At 46.8% G+C, this 18,112-nt stretch carries 15 protein-coding genes; 8 read left to right on the top strand and 7 right to left on the bottom strand.

Annotated features, from left to right (window positions below; translation table 11 throughout):
- Positions 1-771 carry a DUF3450 domain-containing protein gene (locus V1467_RS13405; RefSeq protein WP_416305480.1) on the bottom strand — a complete coding sequence of 257 codons (771 nt, stop codon included), beginning with the start codon at positions 769-771 and terminating at the stop codon, positions 1-3.
- A 202-nt stretch (positions 772-973) separates the two neighbouring features.
- Between V1467_RS13405 and phoR the strand changes: the two genes are divergently transcribed.
- The 8 genes from phoR to phoU all read left to right on the top strand — a co-directional run bounded on the left by phoR (position 974) and on the right by phoU (position 10,594).
- The gene (phoR, locus tag V1467_RS13410) at positions 974-2,293 is read left to right on the top strand and encodes a phosphate regulon sensor histidine kinase PhoR (protein ID WP_416305481.1); all 1,320 of its coding nucleotides are present in this window, start codon (positions 974-976) and stop codon (positions 2,291-2,293) included.
- Between the two features lie 185 nt (positions 2,294-2,478).
- Positions 2,479-3,444: a PstS family phosphate ABC transporter substrate-binding protein gene (locus V1467_RS13415; protein WP_416305482.1), complete on the top strand. Its 966-nt coding sequence runs from the start codon at positions 2,479-2,481 to the stop codon at positions 3,442-3,444.
- 147 nt (positions 3,445-3,591) lie between these two features.
- Positions 3,592-4,020, top strand: a complete 429-nt coding sequence (locus V1467_RS13420) for an MgtC/SapB family protein (protein ID WP_416305483.1) — start codon at positions 3,592-3,594, stop codon at positions 4,018-4,020.
- 174 nt (positions 4,021-4,194) lie between these two features.
- The gene (locus V1467_RS13425) at positions 4,195-4,833 is read left to right on the top strand and encodes an RpiB/LacA/LacB family sugar-phosphate isomerase (RefSeq protein WP_416305484.1); all 639 of its coding nucleotides are present in this window, start codon (positions 4,195-4,197) and stop codon (positions 4,831-4,833) included.
- A gap of 216 nt (positions 4,834-5,049) precedes the next feature.
- Positions 5,050-7,293, top strand: coding sequence for an ABC transporter permease subunit (locus tag V1467_RS13430; RefSeq protein WP_416305485.1), 2,244 nt, complete (start codon positions 5,050-5,052; stop codon positions 7,291-7,293).
- A gap of 12 nt (positions 7,294-7,305) precedes the next feature.
- Entirely contained in the window at positions 7,306-8,955 is a 1,650-nt protein-coding gene (gene pstA / locus V1467_RS13435; protein WP_416305486.1) for a phosphate ABC transporter permease PstA, read from the top strand.
- 40 nt (positions 8,956-8,995) lie between these two features.
- The gene (pstB, locus tag V1467_RS13440) at positions 8,996-9,814 is read left to right on the top strand and encodes a phosphate ABC transporter ATP-binding protein PstB (RefSeq protein ID WP_416305487.1); all 819 of its coding nucleotides are present in this window, start codon (positions 8,996-8,998) and stop codon (positions 9,812-9,814) included.
- Between the two features lie 60 nt (positions 9,815-9,874).
- On the top strand, positions 9,875-10,594 hold the full coding sequence (gene phoU / locus V1467_RS13445; RefSeq protein WP_416305488.1) for a phosphate signaling complex protein PhoU: 720 nt from the start codon (positions 9,875-9,877) through the stop codon (positions 10,592-10,594).
- A 13-nt stretch (positions 10,595-10,607) separates the two neighbouring features.
- Here the strand turns inward: phoU and V1467_RS13450 are convergent, their stop codons facing one another.
- The 6 genes from V1467_RS13450 to V1467_RS13475 all read right to left on the bottom strand — a co-directional run bounded on the left by V1467_RS13450 (position 10,608) and on the right by V1467_RS13475 (position 18,012).
- Entirely contained in the window at positions 10,608-11,423 is an 816-nt protein-coding gene (locus V1467_RS13450; RefSeq protein ID WP_416305489.1) for a hypothetical protein, read from the bottom strand.
- Between the two features lie 33 nt (positions 11,424-11,456).
- On the bottom strand, positions 11,457-12,941 hold the full coding sequence (locus V1467_RS13455) for an SLC13 family permease (RefSeq protein ID WP_416305490.1): 1,485 nt from the start codon (positions 12,939-12,941) through the stop codon (positions 11,457-11,459).
- Between the two features lie 112 nt (positions 12,942-13,053).
- Positions 13,054-16,071 (bottom strand): TonB-dependent receptor domain-containing protein, encoded by a 3,018-nt coding sequence (locus V1467_RS13460; protein WP_416305491.1) that lies wholly within the window; start codon positions 16,069-16,071, stop codon positions 13,054-13,056.
- Between the two features lie 79 nt (positions 16,072-16,150).
- A complete protein-coding gene (locus tag V1467_RS13465) occupies positions 16,151-16,516 on the bottom strand; it encodes a FecR/PupR family sigma factor regulator (RefSeq protein WP_416305492.1) in 366 nt (121 codons plus the stop codon).
- The gene (locus V1467_RS13470) at positions 16,516-17,094 is read right to left on the bottom strand and encodes an RNA polymerase sigma factor (RefSeq protein ID WP_416305493.1); all 579 of its coding nucleotides are present in this window, start codon (positions 17,092-17,094) and stop codon (positions 16,516-16,518) included. Before V1467_RS13470 ends, V1467_RS13465 begins: the two co-directional genes overlap by 1 nt.
- A 177-nt stretch (positions 17,095-17,271) precedes the next feature.
- A complete protein-coding gene (locus tag V1467_RS13475) occupies positions 17,272-18,012 on the bottom strand; it encodes a dienelactone hydrolase family protein (RefSeq protein ID WP_416305494.1) in 741 nt (246 codons plus the stop codon).
- Positions 18,013-18,112: the final 100 nt, after the last annotated feature.

Raw genomic sequence — 18,112 nt, forward strand, 5'->3', positions numbered from 1 at the left:
TTAATCCGTTAGCGCAACAGGAAGTGATAGTAAGTTAGGTGCCAGTTGTTTCTTGGCAATGCGCAACCCTTTAGTGACCTGCGTGCGATAGCTGTTATCCAGCTCTTCCCACTGGGCGGATTTTTTATTCCAGATCCCCTGCGATACTGCATCACGAGTTTGATAAATTAGCGCGACGCGGCCAATGCGCAGGAAGTCTACGTCCCGCTCTTGCCCGCCAATGTTGTGGATACCGCTATAGGATTCAATGGTGCGGCCATAATCCATTTCGACTTGATAGGCTTCCATTACCCGGCGAAATTTTTCTGAAGGAGCCACATCGGCCCGATCCATCAAATCACGCAAGCTATCGATACGTTGCTGACGCTCCTGGGGCAAAAATGGCACATCCAGTTTAACGAACTGTTCCAGACCATCGACCATACGTAACATTAATGGCGTAATCTGACGCTCAATCACGCTGACTTCATCGATTGACGAATTTAAATCCGCCATTTCGTTAAGTTGATTCTGAATTTGCTTACGTAGCTGATTGTTATATACAACCAGTCCGTCGGTTTCTTTATTAACGGTTTTAAATTGCTGTAATTTGGAATCTATTTGACCAGTGATTTTATTGATTTTTTGCTGTGATTGAATTGCAGACTGGTTAATCTTGTCTGCCGATTTCACCACAGGTTTCAGATAGTCATCTTCCTGTGCATTGACAGCAGTAGTCAGTGTTAATGTTGCTGTAACACAGGCAACGGAAAATGCTTGAAAAAGCCTCATACATAAACCCTAAATTGACAGCCCGACACAACGCCAAGCTTTAAAGCGGATTTATAATAAGGCAGTTTTATGACAGTTTTATTAAACTTGGCCAGATTAACTAAATGATAAAATGCGGCGCAAAAATTAGCTCAATCAAGTAGCTTCTGTATAACTAACTGCGCTAGAGTATGCGCCAACCTGGTCTTATTAATTCATCATAATGATTGATAATTATTCGTGGCGAACGCCGATCAAAAATCTTGTTCTGTACCTTATCCCCTGGGTCATAGTTGGCTACATTATTGATGAAATTTTATTGATGCTGGTGCTGGCGTTAGGCTGGCTGGTTGGCTGGCATTATTACCATCAATGGCAGTTATTTGTCTGGTTGTGGCGCACACGCAGTTTAACCCCACCGGTTGCTAATGGTGCCTGGAGTACAATATTTGACGGTATCTACAAACAACAAAAAGATAACCGTAAACGGCGGCGTCAGCTGGGTGAATTAATCAAACGCTTTCGCGAAGGTGCGCAGGCACTTCCCGATGCAACTGTGGTATTCGATACTGAAAATACCATTATCTGGTCAAATAAACTGGCGCAACATCTGTTGGGAATAAAGTCTTCGGATGTAGGGCAACGCCTGAACAACCTGATCCGCAGCCCCAGCTTTGAGCAGTACCAGAAAAAGCGCGACTTTAAAGAACCGATCATTATCCCCTCTCCCTTGCATACCCAGTCATTATTGGAAATCAGGATTATCCCCTATGCAGAGCAGATGTTATTTATTGCCCGGGATGTGACCAAACTCAAGCAACTGGAAAGTATGCGTCAGGACTTTGTCGCCAATGTGTCGCACGAGCTCAGAACTCCCTTAACCGTGATGCTGGGCTATCTGGAAATGATGGAAAACCTGCAAAGTGCTCCACCCGCGATGCTAACCAAGGCGGTGGATGAAATGAGTCTGCAAACCGTGCGGATGCGTGATCTGGTAGAACAGTTGCTGGTGTTGTCCAAAATTGAATCTGGCGGTGACGATGTATTTAAAAATACCGTAGATATAGACGCCATGCTTAAGGTGGTACAAACCGAGGCCGAGTCACTCAACCGGGTAAAAAAACACAACATCAAGTTTGATGTGGATCCTGCTTTAATTGTCTACGGCAGCGAAACAGAATTACGCAGCGCCATGTCTAACCTGATTTTTAACGCCATCAACTACACTCAGGATGGCGGCGAGATCAAGGTCAAGTGGCAACGGATCAGCGAGGGAGCGTTATTTTCAGTCACCGATAACGGCGAAGGTATTTCTCAGAAACACCTGAACCGGATTACCGAACGCTTTTATCGGGTAGATAAAGCCCGTTCGCGCAAAACCGGCGGCAGCGGATTGGGACTCTCTATTGTTAAACATGTATTGGCACGGCATTACTCGGATCTGCGCGTTACCAGTCAGGTATTGCAGGGCAGCACTTTTAGTTTTGTGTTACCCAATAATATGATCCCGGATAAACTGCCAGATTCAGTCAATCAAATCTAAACCAGCTATTATTAATCGCCTAGTTCTGAACGGCGTTGACTGAATTTAATCGGGTTACAGCAGCTTAAAGGCCCCGTGAAATAAAATCGTCATAAAAAGTTCACAATCGTCATAAAAGTGTCATTTTTGCTCTGTAGTATTAGCCATAACAACACGGCATTTTGCCGGATTATATGGAGAAACCCATGAAATTTAAGCACTTATTTACTGCATTAAGTTTAACACTCAGTACCACTTTTTCTGCGGCCTCGCTGGCGGTAGACGAAAGCATCCCTGAATATCAAAAAGTATCCGGCATTTCGGGCAGCCTGTCTTCGGTAGGTTCCGATACGTTGGCCAACATGATGACATTCTGGGCCGAAGAGTTTAAACGTACTTACCCTAATGTAAACTTCCAGATTCAGGCTGCAGGTTCTTCTACCGCACCTCCTGCACTCACCGAAGGCACCTCCAATTTTGGCCCGATGAGCCGCCAGATGAAGTCCAAGGAAATTGAAGCCTTTGAAAAACACTTTGGTTATAAGCCGACCGAAATACGGGTTGCCATCGACGCATTAGCCGTGTTCGCCCATAAAGATAACCCTATTGAAGGCCTTAACCTTCAGCAGGTGGATGCAATTTTCTCGTCTACTTTGAAGTGTGGCGCCGAAAAAGCCGCCGAACGCTGGAGCGATTTAGGTTTAACCGGTGACTGGGCGGATAAAGATATCCAGTTATTTGGACGTAATTCTGTGTCCGGTACCTATGGTTATTTTAAATCCCACGCCTTATGTAAAGGTGATTTTAAAAATAGCGTCAACGAGCAGCCCGGTTCGGCTTCAGTAGTACAATCGGTATCGGCGTCGTTAAACGGTATCGGCTATTCAGGTATCGGCTATAAAACCTCTGGCGTAAAAGCCGTTCCCCTGGCCAAAAAAGGCAACGACTACATCGAAGCCACTATGGAAAACGCGGTCACCGGTAAATATCCGCTGTCGCGCTTCTTGTATGTTTATGTCAACAAGCATCCGAATAAGGCATTAACGCCTAAAGATGCTGAATTCATGAAAATGGTGTTGTCTAAAACTGGCCAGCAGATTGTCGAAAAAGACGGCTACATCCCACTTCCCGCTCGTGTGGTCGCGGCTGAACTGAAAAAACTGGGCCTGTAAAATAGTTATTCGATTAATACTCTCGGAAGCGGGCTAGATAGCCCGCTTTTTTTTGTGCCCTGAAAGCCTGCTCAATTGGCAATATACTGTTTAATCAATTATTTTCAGATAAGACAAAACTACCCACGGCCTTTTAGGAGTATACAGATGGAGCTGGATTTTGGAGTGATGTGGTATCATTTCTATCACATTCTGATTGCCTTTACTCTAACCTTGCCTATTGCACTTAACCGGGAATACCGCGCCACCGGTGCCGGCTTACGCACCTTCCCGCTAGTCGCGATTGCAACCTGCGCCTTTATGCTAGTCGGCATGAATATCTACAATTCCGAAGAGGCAGAAGCGAGGGTACTGTATGGCATCATTACCGGTATGGGATTTATTGGTGGCGGTGCTATTTTTAAACAAACCGGTACGGTAAGCGGTACTGCCAGTGCTGCTGGCCTATGGGTAACGGGTGCGATAGGGATAGCCGTGGCATACAGACGATATGAAATAGCCCTGATCCTGTCTTTTATCAGTTTTGTGATATTCCAGTTTGCCGAACCGGTAAAAAAGAAAACAGACTCTTCCTAAAGTAGCGCGTGTTGATCTTTGCTGTGTGAATTTTGTTAATAAAAATGCCCTGACTAAGGTTTTAACCGACCTAAATATCCAAATAAGAACATTAACGCATGTTCTCCCCCGGCTTTACTGCTTCAACAGGTCAGATCCCATATAATGCGATTTTGCAAAACTGGGAGTTAACCGATGAAAATTGCATTAATGAACGAATTTAGCCAAGCGTCGAAAAATGCGGCGGTGTTACAAGAATTGCAAGCGGTTGGAGCCGAGCAGGATCACCGTATTTTCAATGTTGGCATGAGCGATGACGAAGATCATCGACTGACCTATATCCATTTAGGCATCATGGCCGCCATCCTGCTTAATACCAAAGCGGTAGATTTTGTGATCAGTGGCTGCGGTACCGGTCAAGGTGCGCTTATGTCACTCAACGCTCACCCTGGCGTAACTTGTGGCTATTGTATTGATCCTGCCGATGCCTTCCTGTTTGCGCAAATTAACAATGGCAACGCGTTGGCTTTACCTTTTGCCAAAGGCTATGGCTGGGGAGCCGAATTGAATATCCGGTATATATTTGAAAAAGCCTTTAGCGGTACAAAAGGCCAAGGCTATCCGCCTGAACGTAAGGCTTCACAAGTAGAAAATGCCGGTATTCTTAATCAGGTCAAACAGGCCATGGGTAAAGATTTTCTGCAAGGTTTAAAAGCACTGGACCCACAACTGGTCAAAACCGCCGTCGGTGGTGAGCGCTTTCAAGCCTGTTTGTTAGAACACGGCCAACAAGGTGAGATAAAAGACTATATAGCCAGTATTATTGCCGCCTAGACTGATCCACGCGGGCGCCAGCCCGCTTTTTTATTGGGTTTAACCTCCTCCATCAACAATGTCATATAGCCGTCATAATGACTATCTACCCTGATATTGTGACCACCTATAGTGCCTGTTGAACTTAGTCTTAATTTGGCGTTTGTCATAGAATTGTCATAAATAGTTCATATACTATGCCAAGCATTAAAGCGTGTTTATCTAAAGGGGTTATGAATGTCATCTGACTTCACGTTAACCAGCAATGCATCACGAAAAATTAAGGATCGGGTGGCCAAATATGGTGTCACTTTAGGTGGCTTAATGGTTTTGGTGGCACTGCTATTGATTTTTTTCTATCTGTTATATGTAGTGGAACCGATTTTCCGCTCAGCTGACGTAAAACCAGCTACCGATTTCCAACTTGATATGCCAAACACCACACTCGCTATCGGTATGGAAGAGCAGACAGAAATTGGCTATCGGTTTGATGACAAGCTCAATGCAGCTTTCTTCTATTTACGCGACAACCCCGAAAAATCGCAGCAAATCGGTAAAGTCATCTCTGCACAACCCTTGTTAGCCGACAATAAAACCGTTAGCAGTTTTGCTACATCTGCACCATCGCGTAGCCTATTTGCTTACGGCTTTGACGATGGCCAGGCACTGGTGGTCAAACCGGTATTCTCGGTCAGCTTTCCGAATAACGTTCGTCACCTTGAAGCCAACGTAGAATATATCGCAGGTGAGCAGCCGCTTGAAGTCGATCCCAAAGGACAGGCGTTGCAAAAGCTGGCGGTCGAAAGAAATGACGATGGCATGTTGTTAGCCGCCGCAACAGCAGATGGCCGTTTGATTGTTAATTATTTCACTGCTGAAGAAAACTTCATGACTGGCGAAACAGAATGGAGCAGCGCGGCGGCCAATATTGAAACCGCACCGAAAAAAATCGATCAGATCAGCATTTCAACTAACCTGGCTCACTTATATGTGCGCTCGGTCAATAAACTGTTTATTTATGATATCCGCAATATTGATGATATCACTCTGGAACAAAGCATGGCGGTGAATGCCAACGGCGCCAATGTTACCGCCATGTCATTATTATCCGGTGCCAGTTCTATCATGATAGGTAACAGCAACGGCACAATCAGCCAGTGGTTTGAAATACTGGATGATAACGGCCGTCACTATGTCAACGCCCGTCAATTTCATGCGCCTAATCCTATCAAACAGATAGTGCCAGAATATTTTCGTAAGAGCTTTTTCACTGTAGGTAAGCAAGGCCATCTGGGGATCTTTTTTACCACCAGTGAAGCAGAACTGTTTAACCAGCAAATACAGCCGGAAAGCATTGACAATATAGCCATCTCTCCACGTTCCAATGCAGTATTATTACAATCTGCCAGCCAGTTCCGTTTATTCAAGGTGAACAATGAGCATCCTGAAGTAACCTGGAAAGCCTTATGGCAAAAAGTCTGGTACGAAGGCTATCCCGAACCTACTTATACCTGGCAATCCACCTCTGCCGATGATGAATTTGAGTCAAAATTCAGCCTGATCCCGATTTCGTTCGGTACGATTAAAGCCGCTTTTTATGCCATGTTAGTGGCAGTACCGATTTCTTTGGCGGCCGCTATCTACACTGCCTATTTTATGTCCGGAGGCATGCGCAAAACGGTCAAACCGACTATCGAAATTATGGAAGCTCTGCCCACCGTTATTTTGGGCTTTCTGGCCGGGTTATGGCTGGCACCGGTAATTGAAAGCCACCTGCCGGGAATAGTATTGTTTTTACTGTTGACCCCCTTCATGATTTTGCTTAGCGCCTATGGTTGGAGCCGTCTTCCAGAGCGTATTCGGCAAACCCTGCGTGAAGGCTGGGACGCTATGTTATTGATCCCGGTTGTCCTGATCAGCGGCTATATTGCGTTTGCGCTAAGTCCGGAAGTAGAACTGTGGCTTTTTGATGGCAATACCCGAGGTTTTATTACCAATGAGCTGGGGATCAGTTTTGACCAGCGTAACTCATTAGTGGTAGGTATCGCGATGGGCTTCGCGGTGATCCCGACTATTTTCTCTATCGCTGAAGATGCCATTTTCAGTGTGCCTAAGCAGTTGTCCAATGGTTCTTTAGCCCTAGGCGCCACACCTTGGCAAACACTGACCAAAGTCGTGTTGCTTACCGCCAGTCCCGGTATATTTTCAGCCGTTATGATGGGGTTGGGCCGCGCCGTCGGTGAAACCATGATTGTGTTGATGGCGACCGGTAATACGCCGATTATGGACTGGAACATTTTTGAAGGTATGCGCACCTTGTCGGCCAATATCGCCGTTGAAATGCCTGAGTCAGAGGTGGGCAGCTCCCATTATCGTATCCTGTTCCTGGCCGCGTTTGTCCTGTTTATTTTTACTTTCATGTTTAATACGGTGGCGGAATTTGTGCGCCAGCGGCTACGTGAAAAATACAGCTCATTGTAGGATAACAACTATATGAATAATTGGTTTAAATCCGGTTCCCCCTGGATATGGATGACGGCAGGTGCGGTCAGTATGAGCTTGATTGCCGTACTCGGACTATTGTTGATGATTGCCTGGAAGGGTTTGGTGTATTTTTGGCCATCAAGCATTTATCAATATGAAGTGATGCAACAAGACGGGGCGAATACCACACTGATTGGCGAAATCTACGACAGTGAATCCATTCCGTCCAAACGATTGACCGATCAGGGCATTGACTTGCGCGGCCATAACAAAGAATTTGTCACACGTTACCTGATTAAAACCGGTAACCGCGAATATGTTGATCTGGATTTCCGTTGGGTACTGGAAACCGATATCGTCAAACGTGAAAAACCTGCCGGCCTGGCGCTGTTTGAACGCACCAAAAACGGTAACTTTTATGGTTATGTGGAAAATGTTGTTGAAGACGGTAATCCGCTAAAAGGCGATCTTGCCGAACATCTGGACCGTCTGATTGAACGCACCAGTGACCTGAATGACAAGGCAATGGAACTGCAGAATGATGAAATCGGCAGCATCAACTATCAATTCGAAAATTTACGCCTGGAAAGACGTGCGCTTGAATTAAAAGGCAAGCTGGATGCCGCGGCTATTGAACGCATAGAACAGCATAAAGCCGAGCTGCAAACCGAATATCATGTACTGGAAAAACAGCTATTTGATATTCGCACCCAGGCCAAGCGCGATAAAGTAATTGTGCGGGACATGCGTGGAGAACTGGTTGAATTACCGCTCAATCAGGTGCTCGACTTTGTGCAGCCCAATGACATGAATTTTGTTAACAAGGTTTTCCACTTTCTGCATCAGATTGGCAAGTTCGTCACCGACGATCCGCGTGAAGCCAACACCGAGGGTGGCGTTTTTCCGGCCATTTTCGGCACCGTATTTATGGTCATGCTGATGGCCGTGATTGTGACGCCTTTCGGTGTGATTGCAGCAATTTATTTACACGAATACGCCCGTAAAGGCCCGATTACCAAAATACTGCGTATTGCGGTAATTAATCTGGCGGGTGTGCCGTCGATCGTTTATGGCGTATTCGGGCTGGGATTCTTCGTATATATTCTAGGTGGCTCCATTGATGAATTGTTTTATCCCGAAGCACTGCCCGGCCCCACTTTCGGTACGCCTGGCGTACTCTGGTCAGCGCTGACTCTGGCGATTTTAACCTTGCCGGTGGTCATTGTGTCCACCGAGGAGGGGCTATCTCGCATTCCTTCATCGGTGCGTCAAGGCAGTTTGGCGCTGGGTGCGACCAAAGCTGAAACACTGTGGCGCATTGTCATTCCCATGGCCAGCCCGGCGATTATGACCGGACTGATTTTGGCCGTCGCCCGTGCTGCTGGCGAAGTGGCCCCCTTGATGCTGGTAGGTGTGGTCAAATCGGCCCCGATGCTACCTTTAGATGGCAATTTTCCATTTTTCCATCTGGACAGAAAATTTATGCATCTGGGTTTTCATATTTATGATGTCGGGTTTCAAAGCCCCAACGTCGAAGCGGCCAGACCGCTGGTATTTGCTACCGCCTTTTTGCTGGTAACAGTGATTATTGGCCTGAATATCACGGCCATTGGAATTCGTAATCATTTGCGCGAAAAATTCCGTTCACTAGAGCACTAATTTAACTGACCTGAATTCAGGTTAACTATTGAGTAGAACTATGATTTCAATTGAAACCCAACTTAGAGATGTCAAAAAGGTCGATCTGGAAAATCTTCCGGAACAAGATACCGAACTGACCATCAACAATCTCAGCCTGTTTTACGGACAAAAGCAGGCCTTGTATGACGTCACTATGCGTATTCCAAAAAATCAGGTGACAGCCTTTATCGGCCCCAGTGGTTGTGGTAAATCCACCTTGCTGCGCTGTATCAACCGGATGAATGATCTGGTGGATGATTGCCGTATAGACGGCGAAATCCTGCTACAACAACAGAATATTTATGCAAAGTCGGTTGATGTGGCGGCCTTGCGCCGTAATATCGGTATGGTGTTCCAGCGTCCTAATCCTTTTCCGAAATCCATTTACGAGAACGTGGTTTACGGTTTGCGCCTGCAAGGGATTAAAGATAAACGCCGACTGGATGAAGCTGCCGAAAAAGCGCTCAAAGGCGCAGCGTTGTGGAAAGAAGTGAAAGATCGTTTGAATGACAGTGCATTCGGTCTATCCGGCGGGCAGCAACAGCGGCTGGTAATTGCGCGCGCCATTGCGATTGAACCGGAAGTGCTGTTACTGGATGAACCGACGTCAGCACTGGATCCGATTTCAACTCTGACAGTAGAAGAACTGATCACCTCACTCAAAGAGCAGTATACTGTAGTGATAGTAACGCATAACATGCAACAGGCTGCCCGAGTGTCGGATCAAACTGCTTTTATGTATATGGGTGAACTCATTGAGTATTCCGATACCAATTCACTGTTTACCACTCCAAGCAAAAAGCAGACTGAAGACTATATTACCGGCCGCTATGGCTAATCAGCATAATATCTGACAAAAACAAATTGCTGGGCCACCACAACATATAAGGGTTTAGAAATGGAAAACATGAATCTTAATAAACATATTTCCGGGCAATTCAATGAAGAGCTGGAAAATCTGCGCAACCACGTAATGAAAATGGGTGGCATGGTCGAGCAGCAACTGACAAACGCGCTTAACGCGGTAGAAAATACCGATGAGGATTTGGCTCAGGAAGTTCTCACCAGCGATTTTAAAATCAATCTGCTGGAAGTCTCTATCGACGAAGAATGCACTAAAATCATCGCTAAACGTCAGCCTGCCGCCAGTGATTTGCGCCTTATCCTGGCGATTGCCAAGGCAGTAACGGATTTGGAACGTATTGGTGACGAAGCCGGACGCATTGCCAAAGTGGCATTAAAAAGCTTTAGTGGTGCCCAGCAGGAGTTTTTAATCAGTCTGGATAATATGGGACGCCAGGTACTTAAAATGCTGCACGACACACTGGATGCCTTTGCCCGTATGGACGTGGATGCGGCCTTTGATATTCATAAGGAAGATCAGAAAGTCGACCGGGAATATGAAGCCCTGACCCGTCAACTAATGACCTATATGATGGAAGATCCCCGCTCAATTCCAAAAATCATGGATGTGTTGTGGTCAGCACGTTCACTGGAGCGTATCGGCGATCGTTGTCAAAATATCTGCGAATACGTGATTTACTTTGTCAAAGGTAAAGATGTTCGCCACATTACCCGCGAACAAATTCAGAAAGACATTTTAGGTAGCGGCCAATAGGCCGCTATTTCCATTAGCGGTAAAAAGACTGAACCGTCTGCCAGGCTACTTTTTGCAAGTTCGCGGCCACTTTATCGCTTAATCCGGCTGTATAGGCCAGTCCCTGTGGCGATTGATGATAGAGCGCAGCGTAAAAGACGCAGGCCGCCAAATAGGTTCCCGCCATACTGGGGTGTTTCTCGACTTGGCGGTATTGGGTTTGACCTTGCGAATCAAAACCCTGTACATCTTTGCTATACAGATCCAACTCGGGTAGTTGAGCAACCACATTCTGGAACGCCAACCCCACCGGCACCACCAGCATATTCAACGCATTGCCCTGCTCAACATAGGCCTGAGCAAGTTCCTGGGTCATGCCCTCATCCCCTTTGTATGCCCAGGTCATAAAAAACACCGGCGTCGCCCCATATTGGCGGATCATTTTAGCCAGACTGGTACTGGCCTGTTTAAATGAATCCCGATGGGTTTTGGATATCGGGCCATTGCTGTACTCCTGCAATATGACGACATCCCACTGACTCTTTGCTGACTGGCTTAATAACGAATCCACCCCGGCAATATGCTCGGCCAACTTGCCACCAGAAATAGTTTTAAGCCGGGAGCGGGTTTGACCGTTTTTCCAATGACCCGCAGCGCGTACCAGATTGCTAAAATGATTGGCAATACCATTATTGAAATAACTGAAACTGTTACCCACAAACAGTACTTTTTGCGGTACCTCAATATTCTTGACCTTGGGCGCAGGCAGATTATCTTGCGCTGCAGCCTGCAATGCGTTGGTTATCAGCAACAAAGTCAGTAATATTTTGATGATATTAAATTTTTTCATTAATTTATTTCCCGATAAATCACGCCTGAAGGATCAGGCGAAAACGTAAGGTGCCCACCAAATTGCGACGATGGCCAATAAAAACATCCCTACGATATTGAGCAGCAAACCACCACGGATCATTTGCGGAATACTGATCGCGCCGGAGGCAAAAACAATCGCATTGGGCGGTGTTGCTACCGGCAACATAAAGGCACAACTGGCGGCCAGGGTAATAGGTACGCTGAGCATAAGCGGATCGATGCCGGTTTGGATCGCGATGGCCCCCATCACCGGCAAGAACGTAGCGGCCGTTGCCAGATTACTGGTTAACTCGGTCAGAAAAATGACCAGACCGGTAGCCGCAATCACCAACGCAATAACGCCCATACTGCCCAGTGGAGCCAGACTTTCGCCCAGCCACAAGGCCAAACCACTATCTGACACGGCAGCCGCCAGACTCAACCCGCCACCAAATAACACCAGCACACCCCAGGGCACCCGGTTGGCATCATGCCAGGTGAGTAATTGTTCCTGTTCTTTTGACCCGCTAGGTAATAAAAACAGTAACAATGCCGCTACCATCACTATCCCGGTATCAGATACACCTTCAATTCCGAATAGGGCCGTCAGCGGGCGCCGTAATATCCAGGCCAGAATGACCAGAAAAAAGACGATAGCCACCCGCTTTTCTGCTGCCCCCATTGAACCCAGTTCACCTTTTATCTTTTTCAGATGAGTTTGGACCGCCGGATTTTCCTGAATATTGATCTTGAATGCCAAACGGGTCAGAACTATCCAGGTCAAAGGCAGCATCAACAGCATCACCGGTACCCCAACGGCCATCCAGGTAGCGAAGCCAATTTCTACGCCATAGCTTTCTTTCATAAAGGCCGCTAATAATGCATTGGGCGGCGTACCAACCAGCGTGGCCAAGCCGCCAATCGTAGCGCCATAAGCCAAGCCGAGTAACATGCTGACCTGAAAATCCGCTTTTTGCTTGTCATTCAAATCCATCGAATGGTCGGTTATCACCTTCACTACCGATAAACAGATGGGCATCAACATCATGGTGGTAGAGGTATTGGTCATCCACATCGACAAAAATGCTGCCACCATCATAAATCCGGCCACCAGGCGACGACCGTCGGTACCGGTGCGGGTCAGGATCATCAGAGCCATGCGTTTATGCAAATTCCATCTTTCGACGGCAATGGCCAATAAAAAGGCACCAAGATATAAGTAAATAATTGGATTGGAATAAGGCTCCGCCGCCTCTTTGAGACTACTGATCCCCAGCACATCAAAAGCTACTAACGGAATAAATGCGGTCACCGGAACCGGGATCGCTTCCGTCGCCCACCATATTGCCATCCACATTCCCACGGCTGCGGTGCGCCAGGCTTCAATTGGCATGGTTTGCTGCGCGCTATCAAATAGCATCATTAACGCAAACACTGCGGGGCCGGCAATTAAACCGATATTCTGATAGTTCGCTCTCGCATACACCGAGTGTTGCTCTGCAATATTATTATTCATTTTTACCACTTAATTTTTACCATCCGGACTCGTCCAAGTTGGTGTAAACAAAAACAGTCAATTGCAAAAAGAAGAGGAGTAAACTCCCCTTCTTTGCCGACCTGATAACAAACTACAGGTACGCCTTCATCTCCAGATAATAATTGCGCCCCAAGTCACGATGTGCGTCGGACATATAACCAAAATAACCGTCTGCCAGAGGCGCCCGCTCGTCGGTCAGGTTTTTAAGTCCCAATCTGACCCGTACATCTGAGCTGCCAACCTCAAAGCGATAATCCAGGGTTGCATCAAAGGTGGTCATCGATGGAATGACATAACGGGTCCCGTCTTCCAGGGTCAATGAACTTTGATAGAACTCACCTATTTTATAGCCGCTAACCGAGGCGCCCCAAGGTCCTTTGCGCCAGGATAATTTCATCGAATGACGTTCATCCTGGTTACCGTCCATACCGATTAAATCGGCAAAGCCGTTAACCGGATAATTAGAAGGTAATACACCCGAGGCCTGCGCATCAACCAGAGTCGCAATTTCGCCGCCCGCTTGCTGCTCAAATTTATCAAGGAAGGCACCGTTATAACGGAAGTTAAACTTGCCGAAGCCGGTATCCAGTTTGTAATACACGCCGATGTCATGACCCGACACAGTTCTGGTGTCCAGATTAGCGTAATTGTCGTCGATATACTTGATATTACCGGCAGGACATAAACCGGCAGCCTCATAAATCGCGGCTTCACCTTCACCGGCTTCATCTCTGACTACGGCTACGTTGCTATTCACCGCATCGCAATTAGTATTGCCACTTTGCAGGCGATAAACCAGGTCGAGCAGTGTCTGGTTTTCTTCACCTAGCAAGCCAATGGTGTTCTCTTTCTCAATGGTCCAGTAGTCCAGGGTGATGGATAAATCTCTTGTCGGGGTCAGCACCAGACCTATTGAAGTATTGGTTGATTCTTCCGGCACCAGATCTTCACTGCCCTGAGCAATACGCTGAATTGAATTATCGCAATCCAGTACATTCTGATCCGGATCGCCACCATTCTCGGCCGCATAGGTACAAGCCCAGTCGGTACGGGAATTATTTCTGGCCACAATTTCTTCATTGATAGTCACCAGATTAGGCGCTCTGAATGCTTCAGACCAGGAACCACGCACTAACACCTGCTCCAGAGGACGCCAGCCAAAAGCCAGCTTACCCACTGTGGTACTTTCCACATCAGAGAAATCTTCATAACGCACGGCAACCTGTACATCGAGCGAGTCAATTACCGGCAACTGCAGCTCAGTAAACAACGAAGTCACCCGGCGCGAACCACTGTTGTCAGGTGTGGGGCTGGAGTTGACCACATCAGACACAAACGGATAGGTATCACCTTCCCCATCAACAAATTGAATAGTTCCATCCAGACGATCATCGCGATCATCATTAAAAGATTCCTTGCGGTATTCAAAGCCGACTAACAAACCTGCGGTTCCACCGGGCAGCGAGAAAATATCAGTGTTGGATATTTTCCCGTCAAAAGTAGTGAGTTTGGTTTCACTAATACGCGACACATCAATTAACGCACGTTCGATATTGCTATTCACCCCACCACTAAAAGGATTGTACGCCGCCTCGGTAGTGTCATTTAATGCTTCCTGCATCAGCGAGTTGGATACCCGGTTGTGGGTAATATCGGTTTTTTTGGCTTTTGACCAGGACACTGCACTTTCCCAGTCCCAGTCCCCTGCTGTGCCCCGGAATCCTTGCAAGAAACGATAAGCGCGGCCATCGTTATCAATCACTCGCGGAATTTCGGTAAAACGATAGTTATCCATCAATAACGCCATCCCCTCACAGGGTACACTGTCGCCAATCACGCTATCCGGTAGTCGATTAGGTGAACCGCAAGGTCCCAACGGGTTCCAGTAGTTATCTGCCGCAACAGTCAGCTTGGAGGTTGAAAAAGGTGCGGTAGTATGGCGAATTAAATTGGTGCTCGAATCATAGAACGACATTTCGGTAAAACTCTGTATGCCGCTATCAAACTCATGGTTGATAAACATAAACAGGTTGGTGCGCTGCAAATCCGACATCAGATCGCGATTTTCATTCAGGTTATGTCGATAGGTTCCCTGTCCGTCTATCGCGCCACAGGTGCCATAACCCAAATCGTACTGACAACGCTCATCACCAGCCGGGTAGGTTTCAAATTCACCGGCAGAATCGGTCAGTACACCGTTAAGACCTGAACTATTAGCACTTTTAACTAAATCATATTGACCATAAATAGAGTTGGCGCTGTCATTGCGAAAAGCAGTATCACCAGCCCAGGGTGAATCGGCGGGCAGACGATCTCTGAAATCGGAATTAGACCAGCGCGGATCTTCCGACGAATTAACCCTGTCGCGATCGTAATAATTAAAAAATGTACTGACGTTAGTGCGCCCTTGGTTAAAGTCTTTCCCCCATTCGATGGTCAGGGTTTGATCTTTACGTGATACATGCTCAAATCCGGCCAGTTTGGCGCGAACATTCAAACCGACAAAATCACTTTTGATCACATGATTAACCACGCCAGCTACTGCATCGGCACCGTAAATGGCCGAAGCACCGTCACGTAAAACCTCGACGCGTTCCAGTCCCGCCACCGGAATAGTATTGGAGTTAACCGTATTAACCGGCACAAAGCTGCCTCCAACCTCTTCGGTTTGATAGGCCGCCGAATTGACCATTCTGCGACCATTAAGCAGCACTAGCGTGTTGCCAGTACCCAGGTTACGTAAGTTAAACGCGCCCACATCACCACGCGCCGAGTTAACCCCACCACTGATATTTTCAGCTTCATTAAAAAAGTTCTGACCATTTTCCGGGATAAGATCCAGCAGCTCGTCGCCGGAATCCACACCCAATTCAGCGATATCTTCGGCGGATATCACAGACACAGCGAGGGCCTCACTAATTTGTCCGCCGCGGATCTGGGTGCCCACAACCTGGATTTTTTCGACAGCCTTTTCCTTGTCCGCCTGTGATTCAGTCTCTTGTCCGACGGCCTGAAACTGCACCAGCGACGCGACCAGACCGACTAACAGAGGTTGAGTGAGTTTGTTGTTCCGATAATGAGAACGGATGGCTTTTGTTATTGTATTCATTATTGTCGTCTCTTTTTAACATTTAACTTACATATCGCTTGAGGTCTCGAAACCCCCTAAACAATTTGTGAAAAATTAGTTAAAAAATAATGACTGACAGGAACCCGAACAGGATTAGGCCAATGCTGACAAAGGCTGCGAGCTGATTGGTAGTTTTAACATCAATTTGCTCAGAAACTGATTCAGACCGATCCATTTCTGGAAAGGGGATGACTTGCGGTAATTCAATTTGATGTTGTTGATCGTTCAATGTAGAAATTTTCGCCCAAACTTCGGCCAGTTCTTCAAAGGCCCAACGATGCATAGGATCATCATCCAGCCAATGATTAAAGCGAAGCTGTTCTTCCGGTGTCATATTGCCACCATCAAGTTTAGCTAACCACTGGGTGGCTTCCTGCACCGCAGACTCGGGAATACCATAGCCTACCCACTCATCCAGAAACACTAGGCTGCTCCGGACAGTTTCTTGGCCAGTGCAATATTATTATTGGTTCGTTTGATGATGTATTGACGGCATAACTTCATACCGGTGGCAAGATGGTTTTCTACTGTTTTCAACGAGATATGCATCATTTGTGCTATCTCAGCATGGGTCTTGCCGTGCAATTTGCGCATCACAAACACTTGGCGGCAGATATAGGGCAACGAGTTTACTGCCTCAAGCAACAAGGCTTTTTCTTCAACATCTGTTTGCAGTGCCTGCGGCGATTTTTCGGCGCCGGTATAAAATTCCGATACCTGAGTGGCAGAGCGCTCCACCACTTTTTTATGCCGCAAGCGGCTTATCGCAATGTTTCTGGCCACCCTGAACAGAAAAGGTTTAGGTTCAATCTCCTTACCTGCCTTTAGGCCAAGATAAACCTCGACATAGGCTTCTTGCATCACTTCTTCAGCTTCCGACGACTCGAGTAATTTTCGTAACGCCGCCAACAGGACATTGGATGTCTGTTTAAAAAAGTCAGCCATCCACAGATCCAGCTCTGCGGTTGTGGACGACATTTCAGGAGCATTGAATTGATTCACTTAAATAACCATACTTCTTTCACTGCATTCACGCAGTGACTATTCACTATTGCTTTTTACTGTAGCAAAATTTTTCTGCCTGATAACAGACTTTTGCTCCATGTTGGCACCTTGCACAACGCAGTTTGTCTGGTTAGGTCAGTAAAAACGGGGCTATTAACATCCGAAAAAATTCCTTCAGCCATGCAATCTGCGTTGAAATAATTCTACCGCCATTGCATAATTTTTTAACGCCAGTGCCGGGTCATAACGCTCCCCTTCATCGCGCATAAAGGCGTGCTGGGCGTTGACTTCGTGCCAGCTGAAATTCAATTTATGCTGTTCCAGTGTGTTGTAAATCAGTTTTCTACCTTCGGAAGACACATGCGGGTCCTGTTTACCAAAAATCATCACCAGTTCGCCCTGGATATCATCACAACGGGTCAGCGAATCATTACCCGGTTGACAAGGCAACGTACTGGAATGAATATCGGTTGCATACAAACAGAAGGTCGCTTTTATAGCCGGGTTCAGTGCCGCCCGAAAGGCCAGATGACCACCGATACAAACTCCCATACTGCCTACATTACCGTTGCAATAGGCTTGTGCCTGAACAAAATCAATCATGGCATCGGTATCGCTATCATGCTGCTCTAGTGGTTTAGCAAATTTGTCGGCATTGCCTTTATCTTTGCCTTCATCATCATAAGCCAGCACTGTACCGATCGGGTTTAGTTCATGAAACACCTCAGGGACCAGCACTACAAAACCGTGGCCGGCCATAATTTGCGCGCTACGGGTAATAGGTGCAGTTTGCTGAAAGATTTCCGAATAAAAAATAATCGCAGGATAGCGACCTTCGGCAACCGGACGAAACACGCTGGTGCGCATTGTACCGCTTGGGGTAGCAATATCACTGACAGAAGACTGAATAATCATGGTAATACCTGTTTATAGTTAGCGTTGGCCCAGTATACCCCATGTTTGAATTTGATTAGCTGAACAAACTGGATAATAGCAATACAGAGCGCAAGATAGT

It is taken from the genome of Neptunicella plasticusilytica, from assembly GCF_047922965.1.
In the GTDB taxonomy this organism is placed as follows: Bacteria; Pseudomonadota; Gammaproteobacteria; order Enterobacterales; family Alteromonadaceae; genus Neptunicella; species Neptunicella plasticusilytica.

What these genes read in the sequence shown, in the direction of transcription:
- V1467_RS13405 (WP_416305480.1), bottom strand. Translation starts at nt 771, where the DNA reads ATGAGGCTTTTTCAAGCATTTTCCGTTGCCTGTGTTACAGCAACATTA.
- phoR (WP_416305481.1), top strand. Translation starts at nt 974, where the DNA reads ATGATTGATAATTATTCGTGGCGAACGCCGATCAAAAATCTTGTTCTG.
- V1467_RS13415 (WP_416305482.1), top strand. Translation starts at nt 2,479, where the DNA reads ATGAAATTTAAGCACTTATTTACTGCATTAAGTTTAACACTCAGTACC.
- V1467_RS13420 (WP_416305483.1), top strand. Translation starts at nt 3,592, where the DNA reads ATGGAGCTGGATTTTGGAGTGATGTGGTATCATTTCTATCACATTCTG.
- V1467_RS13425 (WP_416305484.1), top strand. Translation starts at nt 4,195, where the DNA reads ATGAAAATTGCATTAATGAACGAATTTAGCCAAGCGTCGAAAAATGCG.
- V1467_RS13430 (WP_416305485.1), top strand. Translation starts at nt 5,050, where the DNA reads ATGTCATCTGACTTCACGTTAACCAGCAATGCATCACGAAAAATTAAG.
- pstA (WP_416305486.1), top strand. Translation starts at nt 7,306, where the DNA reads ATGAATAATTGGTTTAAATCCGGTTCCCCCTGGATATGGATGACGGCA.
- pstB (WP_416305487.1), top strand. Translation starts at nt 8,996, where the DNA reads ATGATTTCAATTGAAACCCAACTTAGAGATGTCAAAAAGGTCGATCTG.
- phoU (WP_416305488.1), top strand. Translation starts at nt 9,875, where the DNA reads ATGGAAAACATGAATCTTAATAAACATATTTCCGGGCAATTCAATGAA.
- V1467_RS13450 (WP_416305489.1), bottom strand. Translation starts at nt 11,423, where the DNA reads ATGAAAAAATTTAATATCATCAAAATATTACTGACTTTGTTGCTGATA.
- V1467_RS13455 (WP_416305490.1), bottom strand. Translation starts at nt 12,941, where the DNA reads ATGAATAATAATATTGCAGAGCAACACTCGGTGTATGCGAGAGCGAAC.
- V1467_RS13460 (WP_416305491.1), bottom strand. Translation starts at nt 16,071, where the DNA reads ATGAATACAATAACAAAAGCCATCCGTTCTCATTATCGGAACAACAAA.
- V1467_RS13475 (WP_416305494.1), bottom strand. Translation starts at nt 18,012, where the DNA reads ATGATTATTCAGTCTTCTGTCAGTGATATTGCTACCCCAAGCGGTACA.